Source organism: Pedococcus sp. KACC 23699 (assembly GCF_045348425.1).
GTDB lineage: Bacteria > Actinomycetota > Actinomycetes > Actinomycetales > Dermatophilaceae > Pedococcus.
The window spans coordinates 1,138,484-1,159,972 of the sequence record NZ_CP157483.1 but is presented as its reverse complement, the minus strand read 5'-3'; the positions used below and the strand labels follow the sequence as shown (position 1 = coordinate 1,159,972).

The following is a 21,489-nucleotide window of genomic DNA, read 5'->3' as shown; positions in this document are numbered from 1 at the left end:
CCGTCAATGTCGCCCACTCCGACGAGGAGCACCGTGAAAGAGCACTTCCGGCTCGACACCCACCCGATCGCCGACCCCGCCAACATCGTGCAGGGCGACCGCTATCGGATCACCGTGCTCGACGCAGGGCTCGTGCGGCTCGAGTACAGCCCGACGGGTGAGTTCGAGGACCGTGCGTCCCAGACGGTGCTCAACCGTGCCTTCCCCGTCTGCGACTTCACGCTGACCGAGTCCGACGGCGCCGACGGACTTCTCGAGATCAGCACGGAGCGCCTGCACCTCACCTACGACAGGGGCGAGTTCACCACCCAGGGACTGTCCGTGTGGGCCAAGGGCGGGTTCCACTCCCAGGACAGCATGTGGAGGTATGGCGTCGCCTCACCGAACCTCGGCGGCACCGCCCGCACCCTCGACGACGTCGACGGAGCGATCCCCCTCGAGAACGGCATCCTCGCCCGCGACGGCATCGCGATGGTCGACGACTCGGCCACCGTCCTGCTGACCGACGACGGCTGGATCGCCCCACGCCGCAACGGAAACCTCGATCTCTACGTCTTCGCCTACGGTCGTGACTACCGTCGCGCGCTCGAGGTCCTCTACACCCTCACCGGTCCGACGCCGCTGCTGCCGAGGTACGCGCTCGGCAACTGGTGGAGCCGCTACCACCCCTACTCCGCCGACGAGTACCTCGCGCTGATGGATCGCTTTGCAGCAGAGGGGATCCCGTTCTCGGTCGGGGTCATCGACATGGACTGGCACCTGGTCGACATCGACCCGAGGTACGGCAGCGGCTGGACCGGCTACACCTGGAACCGCGACCTGTTCCCCGACCCTGCGGCCTTCCTCACCGGGTTGCACGAACGCGGACTGGCCACGTCCCTCAACGTCCACCCGGCCGAGGGCGTGCACGCGCACGAACAGGCCTACGCGGCCCTGGCCAAGCGACTGGGGGTCGACCCGGCCTCGGAGGCGGCGGTCCCGTTCGACCCCACCGACCCCGAGTTCCTCGAGGCCTACTTCGAGGAGCTGCACCACCCGCTCGAGGAGGAGGGCGTCGACTTCTGGTGGCTGGACTGGCAGCAGGGCGGCGTCACCCGCATCCCCGGTCTCGACCCGCTGTGGCTGCTCAACCACTTCCACTACCTCGACTCGGGGCGCTCCGGCCGCCGACCGCTGACGTTCTCGCGGTACGCCGGGATCGGCAGCCACCGCTACCCGATCGGCTTCTCCGGCGACACGATGATCACGTGGGAGTCCCTGGACTTCCAGCCCTACTTCACGGCGACGGCCTCCAACGCTGGGTACGGCTGGTGGAGCCACGACATCGGTGGCCACTTCAAGGGCTACAAGGACGACGAGCTCGCCACCCGCTGGGTCCAGCTCGGCGTCTTCTCGCCCGTCAACCGCCTGCACTCCGGCTTCAACCCGTTCAACACCAAGGAGCCGTGGCGGTTCGGCGCGCGGGCCCAGCAGGTGATGACCGAGTTCCTGCGGCTGCGCCACCAGCTGCTGCCGTACCTCGCCACGATGAACGTCCGCGCCCACGAGGGTCGGCCGATCGTCGAGCCCATGTACTACGAGCACCCCGACGAGCCGGCCGCCTTCACGGTCCCGAACCAGTTCATGTTCGGCACCGACCTGCTCGTCGCGCCGATCACCTCGCCGGCAGATCCTGAGACCGGGCTCGGCCGGGTCAAGGCGTGGCTGCCGGAAGGGGAGTGGGTCGACCTGTTCACGGGTACCCGGTACCGCGGCGGTCGCACGCTGCACCTGCACCGCGACCTCGGCTCCATACCGGTCCTCGCGCGGGCCGGGACGATCCTCCCGGTGGTGCCCGCGGACGCCCTCGGCAGTGGCATCGACCCGTCGAGCCGGATCGAGCTGCGGGTCGTGCCCGGCGCAGACGGGGAGTTCACGCTCGTCGAGGACCGGGACGACGAGCGGTGGGCCCGCACCCGGATCACGTATGACGACGCGACCGGCGCGGTGACCGTGCACGACGTGACGGGCGAGGCCTCGACCCTGCCGCAGGACCGTTCGTACGACACGGTGCTGGTCGGCGACGTCGACCCGGACCCGGTGGCGGCGGCCTTCGAGATCCTCGACCGCGCCCAGATGGGTTTCGAGCTCAAGGGCGCGGCCTTCGAGGTGGTCCGCACCAGCCCGACCCCCGGTGACGCCCTGGCCGCGCTGCAGGCGCTCGAGGTGTCACCGGCCCTGCTCGGGGCGCTGACCGAGGTGCTCCTGGCCCGCTGACCCGCCTCCTCAGACCCAGCTCGGGAACCACATCCGCAGGGACCACTGGTCCTGGGGGATGACCTGCGCGGTGTAGATCGGCCAGAAGAAGGCGAACAGCGCGAGCGTCAGGAGGCAGTAGGCGCCGACGGCGTAGAGGCCGATCTCACGCCTGAGCCGGGAGTCGGTCCGTTTGCCCAGGCACAGCCCCAGCACGAACACGACCGCGAGGATGATCCACGGCTCGAAGGCGACCGTGTAGAAGGAGTAGATGGTGCGCTCCTCGAGGCTGAACCACGGCAGGTAGCCACCGGCCAGGCCGGCGAGGATGCCGCCGGCTCGCCAGTCGCGGCGGAACAGCCAGTAGTAGGCCAGGACGAAGATCGCCGCCGCTCCGAGCCACCAGATCGAGACGGTACCGATCGACGTGATCGCCTTGGAGCACTGGGCGACCGTGCACCCGTCCTGCCCCTGCTTGGGTCCCTCGTAGAAGAACGACGTCGGACGCCCCTGGACCACCCAGGACCACGGGTTGGTCCGGTACGGGTGGTTGTCGTGGAGGTTGACGTGGAAGATGTAGATCTCCTGGTGGTAGTGCCACAAGGAGCGCACCGCGTCAGGGACCCAGGGGGTGTCCTTCGACGGGTGCACCGCACCCCAGGTGCGGTCGTAGCCGAGGGGGGATCGGAACCAGCCGACCCATGACACGAGGTAGGTGACGAGCGTCAGGCCGACCATGACCCCGGCGGCCCAGAGGCCGTCCTTGACCACCATCGCCGAGAACCAGTGCCGTACCCCGACCGCGCGCCGCGCCCCGAGGTCCCAGAACACCGTCATCAGGCCGAACGCCACGAGGAAGAACAGTCCCGACCACTTGGTGCCGGTACACAGGCCCAGGCAGACGGCGGCCACCCACCGCCAGGGACGCCAGCCGAGCCAGGGGCCCAGACCGGTCGCCAGCTGGCGCGGCGTCAGGGCGGCGACCTTCTCGGCGAGGATCTCCCGGGACCGGTCACGGTCGATGAGCAGGGCGCAGAACGCTGCCAGCGCCCAGAACATGACGATGAGGTCGAGCAGCCCCGTGCGGGACTGGACGAAGTGGTGGCCCTCGAAGGCCAGCAGGAACGCCGCGATCGTGCCGAGCAGGGAGGAGCCGAACAGCCGTCGGGCGGCGCGACCGATCATGAGGATGGACAAGGTGCCGAGGACGCACACCGAGAAGCGCCAGCCCCACGAGGAGGTCTGCCCGAACAGGTGCTCCCCGACGGCGATGACCCACTTGCCGACCGGGGGATGGACGACGAGGTCACCCTCGGTGCCGAACACGTCGGGGGTGCCGCGGGTGAACAGCTCGTCCGGTTTCTTGATCGTGCCGGGGACCCGCATCTCCACGCCGTACTGGAGCATCGAGACGCCCTGCTTGACGTAGTAGGTCTCGTCGAAGACCAGCTGGTGCGGTCGGTCGAGGGACCAGAAGCGCATGACTCCGCCGACGACGGCGAAGAAGAGCGGACCCAGCCAGCCCCACAACGTGTCGGTGGGCCGGAACCCGAGCAGCCGTGATCGCAGCTCGTCGGTCCGGGTCATGCGCGCCATCGTATGCACACAGAGCCTGACAAGATGACACCTGTGACAGCACAGCCGAAGGCAGGAGTCCTCGTCCTCGCGGCGACCCCCATCGGCGACCCCAGCGACGCGGCCCCGCGGCTCGCCCGGGAGATCCTCGGCGCCGATGTGGTGGCCGCCGAGGACACCCGGCGGCTGCGACGGCTGTGCGCCGACCTGGGGGTGTCGCCCGCGGGCTCGGTCCTCAGCTACCACGAGCACAACGAGGCGGCCCGCACCCCCGAGCTCGTCGAGCGGCTCCGCGCGGGTGAGCGGGTGGTGGTCGTCACCGACGCCGGTATGCCGTCCGTGTCGGACCCGGGGTACCGCCTCGTCGACGCGGCGGTGGCTGCCGGCATCCGGGTGACCTGCGTGCCCGGTCCGAGCGCGGTGCTCATGGCGCTCGCGGTCTCGGGCCTGCCCGTCGACCGCTTCTGCTTCGAGGGGTTCCTGCCACGCAAGGGGGGTGAGCGGGCGCGGACCCTGGCGGCGCTCGCGGACGAGCGCCGCACGATGGTGTTCTTCGAGGCCCCTCACCGCATCGAGGTGAGCCTGCGCGCCATGGCCGAGGCCTGGGGTCCCGACCGGCGGGCGGCGGTCTGCCGTGAGCTGACCAAGACCTACGAAGAGGTCCGACGCGGCGGGGTCGGCGAGCTCGCCGAGTGGGCTGCGGCTGGTGTGCGCGGGGAGATCACCGTCGTCGTCGCTGGCGCGACCCCGCGGGTGACGTCCGTCGAGGAGGCGCTGCCCGCCATACGGGAGCGGGTCACGGCAGGGGAGCGGCTCAAGGACGTGTGTGCCGACGTCGCGGCGACCACGGGCCTGTCGAAGAAGTCGTTGTACGACGGGTACCTCGCCGAGCGCTGACCCCGGCGGTGGTGCTCGCGCCCCGGCCTCAGGTCAACCAGGACAGGTGGTCCTTGAGGAGGGCGTAGCCGACGAAGGCCACGATGTCGAGGACCGTGTGCGCGACCACGAGGGGGGCGACCCGCTTGGTGCGCGTGTAGACCCAGCCGAAGAACAGCCCCATGGCGAGGTTGCCGGCGAACCCTCCGAAGCCCTGGTAGAGGTGGTAGGAGCCACGGATCAGGGCCGAGGTGACGATGATCGCGGGGGTCGACCAGCCGGCCTGGCGCCACCGGGTGAAGAGGTAGCCGATCATGATGACCTCTTCGAGCACGGCGTTCTGGACGGCCGCGAGGACCAGCACGGGCACGGTCCACCAGTGGTCGGAGAGGTTCGCAGCGGCGATGGTGGTGTTGAATCCGAAGGCCTTCGCGGCGGCATACAGCGCCAGCCCGGGCAGCCCCACGGCGGCGGCGAGGAGCAGTCCGAGCCCGAGGTCCCGGGCGGGTTGGCGCAGGTCGGCACCGATGGCGTGCGTGGCGTCGGGGCGGTCGCGACGCAGCAGGTGGATCGCCAGGGCCACGGGGACGAGCGCGATGACGAAGCCGACGAGCTGGTAGGCCAGGTCGAGCCACGGCCGGTCCGGGGTCACCGAGGAGTTCATCGCCGTGGTCTGCTGGTTGAGCGCGCGCTGCTGGGTGAGCTTGTTGATGATCGACAAGAGAGACCACACCGCGGACGCGCCCAGGCTCACCCCCAGGACCAGCACCGTCTCGGTGACCAGCGAGCGGCGCGAGCGCGGGGCGGCGGCGACGGTCATGGGCCCAGTCTGTCGGCGGACCCTAGGCACGGCACGACCGACCCGCGGCTCACACGAGGGCGGCGCGACGATCGCGCCGACGACGTCGACGCCGCGCTGCCCGCCAGAGCCACAGGAGCAGGGCGGCCAGGGCGACCAGGAGGACGACGACGAGCACGGGCAGGAACACCGCGACGAGGCTGAGGCCGACCGAGGCCCCGTCCTCGACCGTCGAGGCGACGGGTGCGCCGAAGCCGAGCGTGCCGGCGTTGATGACGGGCCGGGCTGCGGTCTTGCCCGTGTGCACGAGACCGGAGACGACGACCCCGAGCACGACACCCACCCACGGGTGGCCGGTCATCCAGCTCGAGCGGTCCACCTCGCCCGCCGCCGAGGTGGCGGCGAAGACGAGCCCTCCCATGCTCGGCCGGATGAAGGTCTGCACCGCGTCGTTGACGGTGTCGACGGCAGGGACCTTGTCGAGGACCACCTCGGTGAGCAGCAGCAGGACGCCGATGCCGATGGCCCACCAGGACTCGATCCAGGCGTAGGACTGGGGGAGCGTGATGACGTCGCTGAACCTGGCGATGAGCGCCACGAGCAGGAACGGGATGTAGGCGTTGAGGCCGGCCGCTGCGGACAGCCCCATGCCGGTGAGCGCTGCGATCATCGGCAGACCTCCGTGGTCGGTCCGGTGCACCGGTCTGGTCACTGTCAGGTGACTGTCTACTCGACGCGGCCCACCGGCGCGAGGTATCGGGCTCTGCGACGCCGTACGCGGCCTCAAGAAGGTTGCGCCACACCCCTAGGATTCACGTCGTGAGCAAAGTCCTCTCCGCCGTCGCCTGGCCGTACGCCAACGGCCCCCGCCACCTGGGCCACGTGGCCGGGTTTGCCGTGCCGTCCGACGTGTTCAGCCGCTACATGCGGATGGCAGGCCATGACGTGCTCATGGTCAGCGGCTCCGACGAGCACGGCACCCCGATCCTCGTCCTCGCCGACCAGGAGGGCGTGACCGCTCGCGAGCTGGTGGACCGCAACCACGCGATCATCGCCACCGAGCTCGCCGACCTCGGCTGCTCCTACGACCTCTACACCCGCACGACCACGGCCAACCACTACTCCGTCGCCCAGGAGCTGTTCACGCAGGTCTGGAAGAACGGCTACATGGTCGAGCAGACGACCCGGGGTGCGATCTCCCCGTCGACGGGCCGCACCCTGCCCGACCGCTACATCGAGGGCACCTGCCCCATCTGCTCCTACCCCGAGGCCCGCGGCGACCAGTGCGACAACTGCGGCAACCAGCTCGAGCCGACCGACCTGATCAACCCGAGGTCGAAGATCAACGGCGAGACCCCGGAGTTCATCGAGACCCAGCACTTCTTCCTCGACCTGCCCGCGCTCGCGGGCGCGCTGCGGGAGTGGCTCGAGGGGCGTGAGGCCAGCGGCACGTGGCGTCCGAACGTCATCAAGTTCAGCCTCAACATCCTCGACGACATCCGGCCGCGGGCGATGACGCGCGACATCGACTGGGGCATCCCCGTGCCTCTCGAAGGCTGGAGCGACCAGCCGGCCAAGCGGCTCTACGTCTGGTTCGACGCGGTCATCGGCTACCTGTCGGCTTCGGTCGAGTGGGCGCGGCGCCTCGGTGAGCCCGAGCGCTGGCGTGAGTGGTGGAACGACCCGGAGGCCGTGTCCTACTACTTCATGGGCAAGGACAACATCACCTTCCACTCCCAGATCTGGCCGGCCGAGCTGCTCGCGTATGCGGGGCGTGGCGACAAGGGTGGCGAGCCCGGGGCGTTCGGGCAGCTGAACCTGCCCACCGAGGTGGTCTCGAGCGAGTACCTGACGATGGAGGGCAAGCAGTTCTCCACCTCACGCGGCTACGTCATCCACATCCGCGACGTGCTCGAGCGCTACGGGCCCGACGCCATCCGCTACTTCATCTGTGCGGCCGGGCCGGAGAACCAGGACTCCAACTTCACCTGGGCCGAGTTCGTCCAGCGCAACAACTCCGAGCTCGTCGCGGGCTGGGGCAACCTCGTCAACCGCACGGCGGCCATGGTCGCCAAGAACTTCGGTGAGATCCCCGAGCCGGGTCCGCTCGAGCCGGTCGACGAGGCCGTCCGCGCCAAGGTGCTGGCGTCCTTCGACACGGTGGGCGACCTGCTGGGCCGCCAACGCATCAAGGCAGCGGTGTCCGAGGCGATGCGCACGGTCGGCGAGGTGAACAAGTACGTCACCGACACCGAGCCGTTCAAGCTCAAGGGTGAGGACCAGCGGGTCCGCCTCGCGACCGTGCTGCACACGCTCGTGCAGTGCGTGAGCGACCTCAACACGGTCATGAGCCCGTTCCTGCCGCACTCCTCCAACGCCGTGCACCTCGCGATCGGGGGCGAGGGCGAGTTCATGCCCATGCCGGTCGTCAAGGAGGTGCCGGGCCTCGACGTGGGCGACGAGGGGCGCAGCTACCCGGTCGTCACGGGTGAGTACACCTCGACGCCGCGCTGGGAGTCCCGTCCCGTGGTCGTCGGTGCCGGTGTGGCGAAGCCCACACCGGTGTTCACCAAGCTCGACGAGTCGGTGGTCGCGGACGAGCTGAGGCGGCTCGAGGGCGACGGCGAAGACGGGGCCGATGGCGAAGGCTGACCCGCCGGCCCGTTCCGGCCACGGGAGGGTGCCGACCGCGCCCGACCCGCTGCCCATCCCGGTCGTCGACAACCACACCCACCTCGACATCGCCCGTGACGGCGAGCCGGCCCCGGACGTGGCTGCCGCCGTCGCGCGCGCGGCCGAGGTGGGGGTCGACCGGATGGTCCAGATCGGCTGCGACCTGCCGGGGGCCCGGTTCACCGTCGAGGTCATCGACGAGCACCCGGCGATGCTCGGGGGCGTGGCACTGCACCCCAACGAGGCGCCCCGTCTGGCCGAGGCTGGCGAGCTGCAGTCGGCCTACGACGAGATCGAGCGGCTGGCGGCCCACCCCAGGGTCAGGGTGATCGGTGAAACCGGGCTCGACTACTACCGGACTGGGCCCGAAGGTGTTGGGGTGCAACAGGATTCGTTCCGTTGGCACATCGACCTGGCCAAGCGCACAGGCAAGGCGCTGCAGATCCACGACCGTGACGCCCACGACGACGTGCTGCGGATCCTCGCCGAGGAGGGCGCACCGGAGAAGACCGTCCTGCACTGCTTCTCCGGTGGCATGGCCATGGCCCGCGAGTGTGCCGAGCGGGGCTACTTCCTGTCCTTCGCGGGCACCGTCACCTTCAAGAACGCCAAGGGGCTGCGCGATGCGCTCGCGGTCACGCCGCTGGACCGCCTGCTCGTCGAGACGGACGCTCCGTACCTCACTCCGGCGCCGTGGCGCGGGGCGACCAACGCGCCATACCTCGTGCCCCTCACGGTCCGGGCGATGGCGGGGGTCCTGGGGGTCGCGGTCCCGATCCTCTGCCAGGCCCTGAGCGACACCTCCGAGACGGTCTACGGGCCCTGGTGAGCCGGTTTCGGGGTCGCTGACAGGGCCGTTACTCCTGTGGCGAGTGTCCCGCTTGTCCTTGGCCAAGAGATGGAGCTTCCGTTATCAAAAGTTGACCTTTGCGGGATCGGCGGTCATGGTTGGTGACTGTTGGCCGGGGTCGGACCCTCGGGTGACGCGAGCGGGGGTGCTCAATCCGTCGAGTTTCTGGCGGACCCGGGCGCCCCTCTTTCTTTGCCGGTGAATCCCTTCGGCAGGACGCGACGCCCCACCGATGCCCGGGGAGATCGACCACTGGAGCATTGTGATCACCCGTCCCGTTCGGCGTATCGCCCAAGCCGCGGTGGTGACGTCCCTCGTCGCCGGAGCCGTTGGCGTCTCGCACCTCGACAAGTCCGTCACCGTCTCGGTCGACGGCAAGACCTCCTCCGTCCACGCCTTTGGCGGAACGGTGGGTGACGTCCTCAAGAAGCAGGGCATCACCGTCAACCAGCACGACGTCGTCGTGCCGGCCCCGGACGCCAAGGTGTCCGATGGGCAGAAGATCGTCGTCCGCTACGGACGCAAGCTCACCGTGACCGTCGACGGCGCCACGCGTGACTACTGGACCACGGCGACCACGGTCGACGGGGCCCTGCAGGAGCTCGGCATCCGCGCCGACTCCGCCAAGCTCTCCACGTCACGCTCGATGACCCTCGGTCGTCAGGGGCTGGCGCTGTCCGTGACCACGCCGAAGGACGTCGTCGTCCGCGTGGACGGCAAGAACCTCACCGAGACCACGACCGGCACCACCGTCGGTGCGGCGCTCAAGGAGCTCGGCGTCTCCGTGGACGGCAACGATCGCGTGGCCCCCGGCCCGGCACGTCCGGTGACGAAGGGCCTGAAGATCGCCGTCCTGCGCGTCTCGGCCAAGCAGGCGAAGTCCACCGAGGCGATCGCCGCTCCGGTCACCCGCACGAACGACTCGGCCCTCTACAAGGGTCAGAGCAAGGTCGTCACCGCCGGATCCGACGGCGCCAAGGTCACCACCTGGGCCATCACCACGGTCGACGGCAAGGTCGAGAGCAAGAAGAAGCTCTCCACCGTCGTGAGCAAGCGCCCGGTCGCCCGTGTCGTCGCCATCGGCACCAAGGCGCGGCCCGCACCGAAGCCCCAAGCTGCACCCGCGCCGAGCGCGGGCCGCACCTCGGGTGCAGGGATCAACCTGTCGAACGCCGCGATGTGGGACCGCATCGCCCAGTGCGAGTCGACCGGCAACTGGTCGATCAACACCGGCAACGGCTACTACGGCGGACTGCAGTTCGACATCCCGTCCTGGAACGCCAACGGTGGCAGCGACTTCGCGTCGCGTCCCGACCTTGCCTCCCGCGCAGAGCAGATCACGGTGGCGAACCGCTACTACGCCAAGGCGGGCCTCGGCCCGTGGCAGTGCGCGCACGCAGCCTGATCCGCCTCGGTGTCGCCTGACGCCTTGCTGCACGACCAGCGCCCCTGACCTTCCCGGTCGGGGGCGCTGTCGTGTCCAGGGGTGGGAACGGCCTCCCCTAGAGTTCTCGGCATGGCGGAGCAGACCAGCGGTTTCCTCGGGGCCTCCCAGATCCGCGAGATCGCCGCCGGCCTCGGGATGCGGCCGACCAAGCAGTGGGGCCAGAACTTCGTCGTCGACGCCAACACGGTCAAGCGCATCGTGCGCATCGCCGGGGTGGGGCAGGACGACGTCGTGGTCGAGGTCGGCCCCGGGCTCGGCTCGCTCACCCTGGCGCTGCTGCCCGAGGTGGGTCACGTGACGGCCGTCGAGGTGGACCCGACGCTCGCGCAGGCCCTGCCGGGCACCGTGAGCCGGCTCGCACCGGCATACGCCGACCGGCTCACCCTCGTCCACGCGGACGCGATGCAGGTGCGCGAGCTGCCCGACCCCCAGCCGACGGCCCTGGTCGCCAACCTGCCCTACAACGTGTCGGTGCCCGTGGTGCTCAACTTCCTCGAGGCCTTCCCGACGCTCGAGCGGGTGCTCGTCATGGTGCAGCTCGAGGTCGCCGAGCGCCTGGCCGCGACGCCGGGGTCCAAGGCCTACGGCGTCCCGAGCGTCAAGGCAGCCTGGTATGCCGCGGTGCGGCTCGCCGGGACCGTGCCCCGCAGCGTGTTCTGGCCCGTCCCCAACGTGGAGTCGGGCCTGGTGCTGCTCGAACGACGTCCCGCCCCGTCGACGAAGGCCACCCGACGCGACACGTTCACCTGCATCGACGCGGCGTTCGCGCAGCGCCGCAAGACGCTGCGGGCGGCGCTGAGCGGCTGGGCTGGTTCGGCGCCCCACGCGGAGGAGTGCCTGCGGGCCGCGGGGATCGACCCCCGGACGCGCGGCGAGCAGCTCGGGATCGAGGAGTTCGCCGCGATCGCCGCGGCACGTGCCGCCCTCGGCAGCTGAGGTCGCCTGCGTCATCTGCTGTATTTCGGCTGCGCAGCCTGCGTTTACGATGGTTCGAAACGCAGACCGACGCGTTTCGGGTGGTAGGGCTCCCGTGCGTAGGACCGCCTCGGCTGCACGCGGCCCCGCTCAGGCGCCACAGTTCACGCGCCTTCTTCTCGGCCGGAGGAAGTGAGGACCGGCGATGGACGTCATCGTGGATGCGCCTCCGCAGGCTAATGCCACGCTGACCCTGGTCCGCGACTTCGAGCTCAGGTACGACGATGTCCCAGTCGGGATGCCGGTCTCCTCCCAACGCCTGCTCGGCCTGCTCGCCCTCGCCGGCACCCGGGTGCCGCGAGCGCAGGTGGGCGCCACCCTGTGGCCCCAGGCTGACGAGCACCACGCGGCAGCCAGCCTGCGCAGCGCCCTCTGGCGGATGCCGTCGACGCCGGGGCGACCGCTGGTCTGCACGAGTGCCGGCGGCCTGTCCCTGGCCGAAGACGTCGAGGTCGACCTCCACCGGCTGCTGCGCGAGACCAGGGCCATCCTCGTGACGGGCACGCCGCCCCCCGGGCTCCTGGACGTGGACGAGGCGTTGCGATGCCTGGGGCACGACCTGCTGAGCTGCTGGTACGACGACTGGGTGGTGGACGAACGCGAGCGGTTCAGACAGCTGCGCCTGTACTCGCTCGACGTCATCGGCCTTGCGCTCCTCGAGCAGCACCGCACCGGAGAGGCACTGCAGGTGGCCCTCACCCTGGTGGAGACGGACCCCTTGCGGGAGAGCGGGCAGCGGCTGCTGATCGCCGTGCACCTCCAGCAGGGCAACATCGCGGAGGCGGTGCGTCAGTACGAGCGGTACGCCGACCTGCTGGGGCGTGAGCTCCGCGCCCGGCCCTCCGACCTCATGACGGCCCAGCTGCGTGGCTGCCGGGTGAGTGCTGGACGACCCGACGGGTCGGTCGTGACTCTGGTGTGACGCTCGGGTGACACGCCCCCGGCACGCTGGGCGGCACAGGGCGCGCCGCGCCGGAGGAGTGTCGGGGGTGGGGCCCGTGGGTGCAGCGCATGGTGCGGAGTCCCCAGCGCCGCGGCGGCGGATCTGGGTGCAGCAGGTGGCGGTCGAGACGGACCGCCTCAAGATGCGGGTGGACGCTGCACGCGCCCGGGGGGACCTGACCGAGCCACAGGAGATGATCGCGCTCGGGATCGACGGCTTCATCGACAAGGCCCGTGCGGCGGCCTTCCGGGACGACCCCATCCCGGGCCGCCTCGCCAACTGGTGGCGAGGCACGCTGGTCGAGGCGGCATACCGCAACATGCACTCGGCACGCAGTGCCATGTTCGACCTCTACACGGACGCCGAGCTGCGCGCGGAGATCCCGATGGTCGTCGCCCGAGCCAACTCGACCCTGCACCGGGACGACCCGCGCCTTGCCACGGTCGCGGAGCTGGCGGCCCTGCCGCGGTTGCGGTTGCGGCCACGGATGCGCCGGCTGGTCGGCGACAGCTACGAGAGGCTGGACCTCGAGCACGGTCAGCTGCGCAGCTTTCGCAACATCGTCCTGATGGCAGCCGCGTTCCTGATCGTCAGCGTCGGCATCACCATCGGCTTCGTCGTGACCCACCCGAGCTGGATACCGCTGTGCTTCGACAGCACCGCGGACCTGGTGAGCTGTCCGTCGCAGATGGCGAAGGGGGCCACACCCACGTGGCCGGACGTGGTGGTCGTGACCGGCATGGGCGGCCTCGGGGGCGCGTTCGCCGCCACGCTGTCGATCCGGAACCTCAAGGGCACGTCCACCCCGTATGACGTGCCGGTCGCGTTGGCCGTCCTCAAGGTCCCCCTGGGTGCCCTCACGGCGATCCTCGGTCTCGTCGCCATCAAGGGTGGCTTCGCCCCCGGGCTGTCCAACCTGGACAACCAGGGGCAGGTCCTTGCGTACGCGCTGCTGTTCGGTTTCTCCCAGCAGGCGCTGACCAGGCTGTTGGACAAGCGGGGCTCGGACCTGCTGGAGGGTCTGCCCGGTGGAGAGCTGGTCACCCCGCCGCCCATCGCGAAGGGGGTGGTCCCGCCCGGTCCGGCGCCGACGGATCCCACCAACGCCTCAGGGCTGCCGCAGCCGGCGACCGAGGGGGCGACGGAGGCGACGGAGGCCATCGGTGCGGGCCTCGACACGCCGCAGGAGCCGAGCCCCGGGACGGCGTCGCCGGGCATGGTGCGCGCCGTGGAGAAGGACCGGCCGGTCGACGAGCCCGACGGGGCGACGCAGCAGGACCAGTTCGACCAGCTGCGCGACACCGGCAACGCGCGCGCGGACCAGACCGAGTCCGAGGAGGCAGAGCTCCTGGAGAAGGAGTTCGGGCCGGCGAACGCGAGTGGGATCTATGGCGCTCCGACGACCGACGGCCCGGTGCCGGCCGCCGACGGCCCAGCGGCCGACCCCGCCGGTCCTGCCGTCCCTGCGGACCCCGACCCTGCCGGCTCCGCCGCCGCAGACCCCGACCCCGCCGGCTCCGCCGCCGACCGGCCCGACGCGGGCGACGTGGTCGGCGAGGACAGGAGCTCGTGATGGCCGGTGCAGAGGAGATGGTGCGTGCGGCGGAGCAGTCACTCGGGCTGACCGGGCGGCCCAACCCGATCACGCGGTGGTACTCCGAGCGCAACGGGCCCGTGTTCGCGACGGCGCCATGGTGCGACCAGAGCATCACGTACTGGGCGATGAGCTCGGGGAACGGTGTGGCCGTGTGCTTCGGACACGACTACGCCTTCACCGTCTGGCATGCGCAGCGGTTCCGCACCGAGGGGCAGTGGCACGTCGACATCGCCGGCATCCGCCGCGGCGACATCGTCTTCTTCGACTGGGACGAGACGAACCGGATCGGGGCCATCGACCACATCGGTCTGGTGACCGGGGTCCGAGACGGTGTCGTCTACACGATCGAGGGCAACACCTCCGACGCCTGCCGGCGGCGTGCGAGGTACGCCTCGACGATCGTCGGCTACGGCAGACCGGAGTATGCGGCGTCCAGCCAGTCGCTGGCGCAGGGACGGCACATCGCGCCGGGCCGGCCGTCGGCACCCGGCCAGCGGTCGTCGGGTGCGCCCCCCGCCCGTGCGGCGGCGACGGGTGGTGACGGAGCGCCACCGGGTCTGCCGGTGCTCAAGCGCGGGTCCGGTGGGGTGCTCGTCAGGCAGCTGCAGCGCTGCCTCAACACGGTGCAGCGGTCCCGGCTCGAGGTCGACGGCGACTTCGGGCCGATGACCACCGGGGAGGTCAGGACGTTCCAGGGGAGGGCAGGCGGCCTCATACCCGACGGCGAGTACGGCCCGAAGACTGCCGGGAAGCTCACCGTGGCGCGCAGGAGGATCAGATGACGAGTCGTGTCGTGGGTGACAAGGAGACCGTTCCCGAGGACGCCCCGGGCGAGGTGAAGGACAAGGCGGCGAAGTCCGCCGGCCCGAGAGAGCCCTGCTTCGACCCGACCGTCGGCGTGGCGCTGCCCCCGCCCACCTGGCGAGGGGAACCGCGCAACCGCCTCGTGGTGGTCGGTGACTCGCTGACCCATGGTTTCCAGAGTGGTGCGGTCTTCAACACCGACCTGTCGTACGGCGCCATCATCGCCTACGAGCTGGGGTGGCTGGACGCGTTCCGCTTTCCCAGGTACGCCGGGCTGGGTGGCCTGCCCATCAACCTCGAGCTGCTGCTGCGGGACCTGGAGTCACGGGTGGGCTCGGACATCAGCCTCTGGGAGCTCCCGCTGGCGCTGTTCCGCGCGCGGCAGTTCATGGACGACGTTGAGGACTACTGGGAGCGTGGCCCCGGGAGCGTCTACCCGACCGTCGGCGCGATCAACCACGCCCTGGCGGTGTACGGGTGGGACCTGCGCGACGCCCTCGACTGGACGGCCGACCAGCTCGAGGCACAGATCGTCGTGCCGAAGGACGACCTCGTCCAGCAGCTCGTGGAGAACAACAGCGAACGCGCTGCGCTGCGGGTCTACCCTCGCGGACCGGCCGATCGGGACCTGACGTTGTTCGACGCGGCTGCCCGGCTCGGCGAGGACAAGGACGACGACACCGACCAGGGCATCGAGACCCTCGTCGTGTTCCTCGGCGCCAACAACGCCCTGCGGACCGTCACCGACCTCACGGTGCACTGGAGCGGGCCGGGGTACGACTCGCTCGCGGACAAGGGGCAGTACACGATCTGGCGTCCGGAGCACTTCCGCTCCGAGCTCGCGCTCGTCGTCGACGAGGTCCGCAAGATCAAGGCCCGGCACGTGATCTGGTGCACGGTGCCGCACGTGACGATCGCCCCGATCGCGCGTGGCATCGGCGGGAAGATCGCCACGGGGTCGCGCTACTTCCCCTACTACGGGCGTCCGTGGGTCACGGATGCAGCCTTCAACGCCAGCCGTGACCTCCACATCACCGGTGACGAGGCACGCGCCGTCGACTACGCGATCGACCTCTTCAACGAGGACATCACCGAGGCGATCCGCACGGAGCGCAGTGGTGGTGGCGACGGGACGGCCCGGGACTGGTACCTGCTCGACATCGCGGGGATCCTCGACCGCCTGGCCGCGCGCCGCTACATCAACGACGTGAACGCGAGGCCGCCGTGGTGGACGCCCTACCCGCTGCCGCCGACCCTCCAGGCCCTGCAGCCGCCGATCGACTCACGGTTCATCAGCGGGGACGGACACGGCGGCAGGGACCAGGGTGGCCTGTTCTCGTTGGACGGCGTGCACCCGACCACGGTGGCGTACGGCGTCATCGCCCAGGAGATGATCGCGATCATGGAGGGCGCCGGGGTGACCTTCCGGCACCCGGGCGGCGAGCTGCGAACCGGCCCCGTCCAGGTCGACTTCGGACGCCTGGTGCTGCGCGACACCCTCGTGCGGTTCCCGCCGCAGATCGTCGACTCGAGCCTGCAGACCCTGGCGTGGGCCGACGAGCACCTCGGCTGGGTCCTGCGCACGCTCAAGTCGCACTTCTGAGGCGGCGGCCGGGGCGGGCGGTCCTGCGTGTGTGTCCAGGACGCAGCAGGGGCCCCCGACCGTGTCGGGAGCCCCTGCGTCGAGCTGACCTGGGTCAGCTGGCGCGGCGCCGCTTGGACGCTGCGGTGAGGACGAGCCCGGCCAGGACTGCCGCCAGCGCCGCGGCGGTGGCCCAGCGCGGGTCTAGGGCGCTACCGGTCATGGCGAGGACGCCGCGGTCCGTGCGGGCGGGCGGTGCTGCTGCCGGCGGCGTGGTCCCGGTGCCCGGTGCCGGGGTGGTCCCGGTGCCCGCGGCGGTCCCGGTCGCCGGGGGCGGGGTCGCAGGCGGCTGTGTCACAGGCGGCTGCGTCACAGGCGGCTGCGTCACCGGTGGCGGGGTCGAGCCGCCTATGGTGCCGGCGGCGGCGACATCCAGGGTGACCTGCTGGGTCGTGGTCGAGCCGTCGCCGTTGGACGCCGTGACCACGAAGCGGTAACTGCCTTCGGTGCCCGCGGCCGGGGTGCCGGCCAGGGTTCCGGTGCCGTCGCTGTGGTCGGTGAACGTCACCCCGAACGGCAGGGCGCCTGACAGGGAGAGCTGGGCCGAGGGATACCCGCCGCTCGTGGTGACGGTGAAGCTTCCGGCGGACCCGACCGTGAAGTTGGCGCGGTCGCCACTGGTGACCACGGGCGCCTCGGCGACGGTGAGGGTGAAGTTCTGGGTGCTGGAGAGGTCCGCGCCGTTGGTGGCCGTGATGGTCAGGGCGTAGGTGCCGCCGGTGCCAGCGGCCGGGGTGCCGCCCAGCGTCGCGGTGCCGTCGCCGTGGTCGGTGAAGGTCACCCCGGACGGCAGCTGGTCACCGGAGACCGCCAGCGTGGTGGCGGTAGGGGTGCCGGGGGTGGTGGTCACCGTGAACGTCCCGGCCGAGCCTGCGGCGAAGGTGGTGTGGTCGGTGCTGGTGATGTTCGGCGCGTCGGTGACCTGGAGGGTGAACGCCTGGTTGGTGCTGCCGGCGGTGTTGGTGGCGGTGATCGTCAGGGGGTAGCTGCCGCCGGTGCCACCGGCCGGGGTGCCGGCCAGCGTCGCGGTGCCGTCGCCGTGGTCGGTGAAGGTGACGCCGGTGGGCAGCGTGCCGGACTCGGTCAGGGTCGTGGTGGTGGGGTGGCCGGCTGTCGTGGTGACGGTGAACGTGCCTGCGGTGCCGACGGTGAAGGTGGTGTGGTCGGTGCTGCTGACCTTCGGCGCCTGGGTCACGGTGAGCTCGAACCCTTGGGTGCTGGAGACGCCGGTGCCGTTGCTGGCGGTGATGATGAGCCGGTACGTGCCGCCGGTGTCCGCGGCGGGGGTGCCCGCCAGGGTCGCGGTGCCGTCACCGTGGTCGGTGAACCTCACGCCCGCGGGCAGGTCCCGGCCCGAGACGGCCAGGGTGGTGGCCGAGGGTGTGCCCGGGGTCGTGGTCACGGTGAACGAGCCGGCCGACCCGGCGGCGAAGGTGGTGTGGTCGGCGCTGGTGATGGTCGGCGGCTCGGTGACGGTGAGGGTGAAGGACTGGGTGGAGTCGGGCAGGACGCCGTTGCTCGCGGTGATGGTGAGGGGGAAGCGGCCGGAGGTGGTCGCGGTGCCGGCCAGGGTGGCGGTGCCGTCGCCGTTGTCGACGAAGGACACCCCGGCGGGCAGGGTGCCCGCCTCGGTCAGGGTCGTGGCGCTGGGCTGGCCGCCGACGGTCGTGACGGTGAAGGAGTCGGCCACACCCGTGGCGAACGTGGCGTGGTCGGCGCTGGTGATGCGCGCGGGCTCGTTGACCGTCAGCGTGAACGTCTGCGTGGCGCCGGCGCCGACACCGTTGTCAGCGGTGAGGGTCAGGGTGTAGGTGCCGCCGCTGCCCACGTTCGGGGTGCCACTGATGACCCCACCGGTGCCGGAGGGGGTGAACGTGACGCCGGAGGGAAGGGTGCCGGCCAGGCGCACGGTGGTGCTGGCGGGGTGCGCCGGTGCCGTGGACACGGTGAAGCTGCCCGGGGTGCCGGTGGAGAAGGTGGCGTGGTCGGCGCTGGTGATGGCCGGCGCCTCGTCCACGGTCACCGTGAACGACTGCGTGGCCGGTGCGGCCTGGCCGCCGGTCGCGGTGGCGCGGATGGTGAGGGGGTAGGAGCCGCCCGTGCCGGCGCCCGGGGTGCCGGTCAGCGACGCGGTGCCGTCACCGTTGTCGGTGAACGTGACACCGGAAGGCAGGGCGCCGCTCTTGGTGATGGTCGTGGTCGTGGGGAACCCTGCGGTCGTCCTCACTGCGAACGTCCCGGCCGCGCCGGCGGTGAAGGTGGTGTGGTCGGCGCTGGTGATGACCGGCGAGGCGTCCACGAAGAGGGTGAACGTCTGGCTGGCCGAGGGGGAGAAGCCGTTGGCGGCCTTGAGGGTGAACGTGTAGGTGCCGCCGCTTCCGGCGGGCGGCGTGCCGCGCAGGCTGCCGCTGCCGTCACCGTTGTCGGTGAGCGTGAGCCACGCCGGGAACTGTGCTGCGGTGCGGCTCAGGGTGGCCGTCGGCAGGCCGCTGGTGGTCAGGGCGAAGGAACCGGCCTGCCCGACGACGAACGAGGTGTGGTCAGCGCTGGTGAACGCCGGCGCGGTGCCCACGCGCAGCGTCGCGGCCGTCGAGGTGGCGGTGCCGGCGACGTTGGTGAAGACCGCGCGGTACTGGTTGCCGTCGTCGCCAGGGCCGGCGGTGAAGGTGTAGGTCGTCGACGTCGCGCCGACGATGTTCGCGAAGCTCGCCCCACCGTCTGTCGAGCGCTGCCACTGCACCGACGGGGTGGGCACCCCGTTGGCCGCCGCGCTGAAGCTGACCGAGGTCCCCGGCTGCACGGTCTGGTCGTTCGGGTTGGCGGTGACCGACGGGGCCTGGTCGACCTGAATGGTCAGGGACTGGGTGGCGTTCGGGGAGACCCCGTTGGTCGCGGTCAGGGTCACCGGGTAGGTGCTGCCCGTACCGGTCGGGGTGCCCGCGATGGTGGCGGTGCCGTTGCCGTTGTCGGTGAAGGTGACCCCGGCCGGCAGGGTGCCCGACTTGGTGATGGTACTGACCGTGGGGACGCCGCTGGTGGTGACGGTGAAGGAACCCGGGGCCCCGATACTGAACCGGGCCGTGCCGGCGCTGGTGAAGGCGGGCGGCTGGCCGACCGAAAGGGTCAGGGTCTGGGTGGCGTTGGGGGCGTAGCCGTTGTTGGCGGTGAGGTTGACCGGGTAGCTGCCGGTGCCCGTGGGGGTGCCGCTGATCGTGGCGGTGCCGTCGCCGTTGTCGGTGAACGTCAACCCGGCCGGGAGCGTGCCGGACTCGCTCAGAGCGACCGCCGGGTACCCGGTGGTCGTGACCGTGTGGCTGGCCGCGCGGCCGATGACGAATCGCGCGGAGTTGGGACTGGTGATGACCGGTGCCGTGTCCACCTCGATCGGGGCGGTCGCGGTGGCGTTGTCCAGGGACGCGGTGGTGTTGAAGCGGCCTGCCGTGGTGTTGGAGTGGAAGTCGATGTTCGCCACGCCGGAGCTCAGCGCCGCGGTGTGTGCACCGGGGGAGGTGGTCACCGTCGCGTCACCGGGCGGGTCGGCGAAGGTCACCGGCACCCCCTCGAAGGCGCTCAGGGCGGCACCGCTGACCGGAGCACCCAGCGAGTCGGTCGTCATCGAAGCGGTGATGGTCGAGGCCGCGTTCGGGCCCACCACCTGTGCAGGGCTGGCACTGGCCGCGAGCTGCAGGTAGGCGGCCGTGCCCGTCACCGCGCCGGTCCCCCCGAGGGTGTCGCAGCCGGGGCTGTTCGGCCCCGTGTTGCAGCCCCACCAGTTGTCCGCCGCATCGAGCGTGCCGGTCGTCCGGACCGCCACGGAGTAGTCGGTAGGGGAGTAACTCTGACCGTTGTTGCCACTGATCCGGTTGTGCCGCAGCACCGCAGTGCCGTCGGAGGAGATCGCCGAGCCGGCCCCCCACTGTTGATATGCATACAAAGCCCGGTTGCCCGTGAACGTGTTGCGCGAGGCGGTCAGGACGCCGCCGCCCTGCTGATTGATCGCAGCACCGTGGCCCACAGCGCCGTTCGTGAGCTCCACGGTGTTGCCCGTGAACGTGTTGTCGTCGACGGTGGCCGCCGGCGTGGCTCCATCCCCGCGGATGACGAGGGTGCCGCCGGGGAAGGATGCTGAGGGCCGGTTGCCGTAGGCGAAGTTGCCGGAGAACACGGAGCCGGTGACGGTGACTGCCTCGGCCGGGCTCACGACGGCGTACGAGAGCTCGTAGAAGATGGCGGACCCGCCGTAAGTCACTTGGTTGCCGGTGAAGACGCTGTCAGCCACGGCTAGCCGGCCACCGTGCATGGAGATGCCGCCGCCGTAGTTGTCCACGAAAGCGCTGCTGGAGACACTCAGCGAGTCACTGCCCTGAGTCCACTGCCGCGCGACAGTGATCCCAGAGCCTCCTGAGGGGTCACCACCGTTTGCGTGGGTGAAGGTGATCCCCCGCACGGTGGCGGCGATGTTACCCACCCCATCGCGGTCGACCGTGAGGATGCTTGGGGCTCCTTCCAAGCCGTCAATGACCGTGCTGGCGGAGCCGGCGCCGATGATCGAGACGTCCTGGCCGGGCGTCCTGCCGAGGTACAGACCGTCGCAGGCGCACAGGCTGTAGTTCCCGGCAGGGACGTTGATCGTCACCGTGCCGCCGATGTTGTCGGCCAGGCACGTGGCCTCGCGCAGGGACAACGTCGTCGGCACCGCGGTGATGGTGGGGTCGCTGCACGCGCCGATACCGGCGGCATTGTCCGCCGTCGTGGTGACGTCGAGGACGGTGCCCGCTGCCTGCGCGGGGCTGCCCGGCAGGGCGAGCGCGCCGAGCGAGGCGAGGCTGAGCGCCAACGCGACCCGCAGGCCGATCCCGAGGCGGGACCGGCCCGCCCGTCGGTCCAGGCGGCGGCCGGACGGCATGCGTCGTGCAGTGTTCATCTGTGGTCTTTCGTTAGGCGCGACTGGCTCGCGCCGTCGAGACTCCCCTGGTCAAACATGGTCCGGGTCATCCCCCGTACACCAGGGCATGCCTACCAGCACACGTCCCGGTTCGGAACCACTTGTCACAGTTCCGGCACCTTCGGCTG

Annotated in this window: 14 protein-coding genes; 10 read left to right on the top strand and 4 right to left on the bottom strand. The window is 70.7% G+C overall.

What is annotated here, in order from left to right; translation table 11 throughout:
- The first annotated feature begins 33 nt into the window (after nucleotides 1-33).
- Nucleotides 34-2,256, top strand: a complete 2,223-nt coding sequence (locus ABEG17_RS05275; protein ID WP_406832238.1) for a TIM-barrel domain-containing protein — start codon at nucleotides 34-36, stop codon at nucleotides 2,254-2,256.
- Between the two features lie 9 nt (nucleotides 2,257-2,265).
- Here ABEG17_RS05275 and ABEG17_RS05270 read toward each other — a convergent pair whose 3' ends face one another.
- Entirely contained in the window at nucleotides 2,266-3,822 is a 1,557-nt protein-coding gene (locus tag ABEG17_RS05270; RefSeq protein ID WP_406832237.1) for a dolichyl-phosphate-mannose--protein mannosyltransferase, read from the bottom strand.
- Nucleotides 3,823-3,855: 33 nt separating this feature from the next.
- Between ABEG17_RS05270 and rsmI the strand changes: the two genes are divergently transcribed.
- Complete coding sequence (gene rsmI, locus ABEG17_RS05265) at nucleotides 3,856-4,707, top strand: 16S rRNA (cytidine(1402)-2'-O)-methyltransferase (protein WP_406832236.1); 852 nt, start codon at nucleotides 3,856-3,858, stop codon at nucleotides 4,705-4,707.
- A 28-nt stretch (nucleotides 4,708-4,735) separates the two neighbouring features.
- Here the strand turns inward: rsmI and ABEG17_RS05260 are convergent, their stop codons facing one another.
- Nucleotides 4,736-5,506, bottom strand: a complete 771-nt coding sequence (locus ABEG17_RS05260) for a CPBP family intramembrane glutamic endopeptidase (RefSeq protein WP_406832235.1) — start codon at nucleotides 5,504-5,506, stop codon at nucleotides 4,736-4,738.
- Between the two features lie 49 nt (nucleotides 5,507-5,555).
- Entirely contained in the window at nucleotides 5,556-6,155 is a 600-nt protein-coding gene (locus ABEG17_RS05255) for a DUF4126 domain-containing protein (protein WP_406832234.1), read from the bottom strand.
- Between the two features lie 149 nt (nucleotides 6,156-6,304).
- Between ABEG17_RS05255 and metG the strand changes: the two genes are divergently transcribed.
- The 8 genes from metG (at nucleotide 6,305) to ABEG17_RS05215 (ending at nucleotide 16,377) form a co-directional block, all read left to right on the top strand.
- Entirely contained in the window at nucleotides 6,305-8,137 is a 1,833-nt protein-coding gene (gene metG / locus ABEG17_RS05250) for a methionine--tRNA ligase (RefSeq protein WP_406832233.1), read from the top strand.
- Nucleotides 8,124-8,987 carry a TatD family hydrolase gene (locus ABEG17_RS05245; RefSeq protein WP_406832232.1) on the top strand — a complete coding sequence of 288 codons (864 nt, stop codon included), beginning with the start codon at nucleotides 8,124-8,126 and terminating at the stop codon, nucleotides 8,985-8,987. Before metG ends, ABEG17_RS05245 begins: the two co-directional genes overlap by 14 nt.
- Before the next feature lie 253 nt (nucleotides 8,988-9,240).
- A complete protein-coding gene (locus ABEG17_RS05240; protein WP_406832231.1) occupies nucleotides 9,241-10,413 on the top strand; it encodes a ubiquitin-like domain-containing protein in 1,173 nt (390 codons plus the stop codon).
- A gap of 111 nt (nucleotides 10,414-10,524) precedes the next feature.
- Nucleotides 10,525-11,391: a 16S rRNA (adenine(1518)-N(6)/adenine(1519)-N(6))-dimethyltransferase RsmA gene (gene rsmA, locus ABEG17_RS05235; RefSeq protein WP_406832230.1), complete on the top strand. Its 867-nt coding sequence runs from the start codon at nucleotides 10,525-10,527 to the stop codon at nucleotides 11,389-11,391.
- 184 nt (nucleotides 11,392-11,575) lie between these two features.
- Entirely contained in the window at nucleotides 11,576-12,352 is a 777-nt protein-coding gene (locus tag ABEG17_RS05230; RefSeq protein ID WP_406832229.1) for a BTAD domain-containing putative transcriptional regulator, read from the top strand.
- Between the two features lie 136 nt (nucleotides 12,353-12,488).
- On the top strand, nucleotides 12,489-13,946 hold the full coding sequence (locus ABEG17_RS05225; RefSeq protein ID WP_406832228.1) for a hypothetical protein: 1,458 nt from the start codon (nucleotides 12,489-12,491) through the stop codon (nucleotides 13,944-13,946).
- A complete protein-coding gene (locus ABEG17_RS05220) occupies nucleotides 13,946-14,752 on the top strand; it encodes a peptidoglycan-binding protein (RefSeq protein WP_406832227.1) in 807 nt (268 codons plus the stop codon). The genes ABEG17_RS05225 and ABEG17_RS05220 overlap by 1 nt, the downstream gene beginning before the upstream one ends.
- A complete protein-coding gene (locus ABEG17_RS05215; protein WP_406832226.1) occupies nucleotides 14,749-16,377 on the top strand; it encodes a hypothetical protein in 1,629 nt (542 codons plus the stop codon). Before ABEG17_RS05220 ends, ABEG17_RS05215 begins: the two co-directional genes overlap by 4 nt.
- Before the next feature lie 94 nt (nucleotides 16,378-16,471).
- On the opposite strand, the gene ABEG17_RS05210 is transcribed toward ABEG17_RS05215, so the two are convergent.
- The gene (locus ABEG17_RS05210) at nucleotides 16,472-21,340 is read right to left on the bottom strand and encodes a beta strand repeat-containing protein (RefSeq protein ID WP_406832225.1); all 4,869 of its coding nucleotides are present in this window, start codon (nucleotides 21,338-21,340) and stop codon (nucleotides 16,472-16,474) included.
- Nucleotides 21,341-21,489: the final 149 nt, after the last annotated feature.

Bases quoted from the DNA above. Each gene is read 5' to 3' on its own strand.
- ABEG17_RS05240 (WP_406832231.1), top strand. From the start codon at position 9,241: ATGCCCGGGGAGATCGACCACTGGAGCATTGTGATCACCCGTCCCGTT.
- ABEG17_RS05260 (WP_406832235.1), bottom strand. From the start codon at position 5,506: ATGACCGTCGCCGCCGCCCCGCGCTCGCGCCGCTCGCTGGTCACCGAG.
- ABEG17_RS05220 (WP_406832227.1), top strand. From the start codon at position 13,946: ATGGCCGGTGCAGAGGAGATGGTGCGTGCGGCGGAGCAGTCACTCGGG.
- ABEG17_RS05230 (WP_406832229.1), top strand. From the start codon at position 11,576: ATGGACGTCATCGTGGATGCGCCTCCGCAGGCTAATGCCACGCTGACC.
- ABEG17_RS05215 (WP_406832226.1), top strand. From the start codon at position 14,749: ATGACGAGTCGTGTCGTGGGTGACAAGGAGACCGTTCCCGAGGACGCC.
- rsmA (WP_406832230.1), top strand. From the start codon at position 10,525: ATGGCGGAGCAGACCAGCGGTTTCCTCGGGGCCTCCCAGATCCGCGAG.
- ABEG17_RS05270 (WP_406832237.1), bottom strand. From the start codon at position 3,822: ATGACCCGGACCGACGAGCTGCGATCACGGCTGCTCGGGTTCCGGCCC.
- ABEG17_RS05245 (WP_406832232.1), top strand. From the start codon at position 8,124: ATGGCGAAGGCTGACCCGCCGGCCCGTTCCGGCCACGGGAGGGTGCCG.
- rsmI (WP_406832236.1), top strand. From the start codon at position 3,856: ATGACACCTGTGACAGCACAGCCGAAGGCAGGAGTCCTCGTCCTCGCG.
- ABEG17_RS05210 (WP_406832225.1), bottom strand. From the start codon at position 21,340: ATGAACACTGCACGACGCATGCCGTCCGGCCGCCGCCTGGACCGACGG.
- ABEG17_RS05255 (WP_406832234.1), bottom strand. From the start codon at position 6,155: ATGATCGCAGCGCTCACCGGCATGGGGCTGTCCGCAGCGGCCGGCCTC.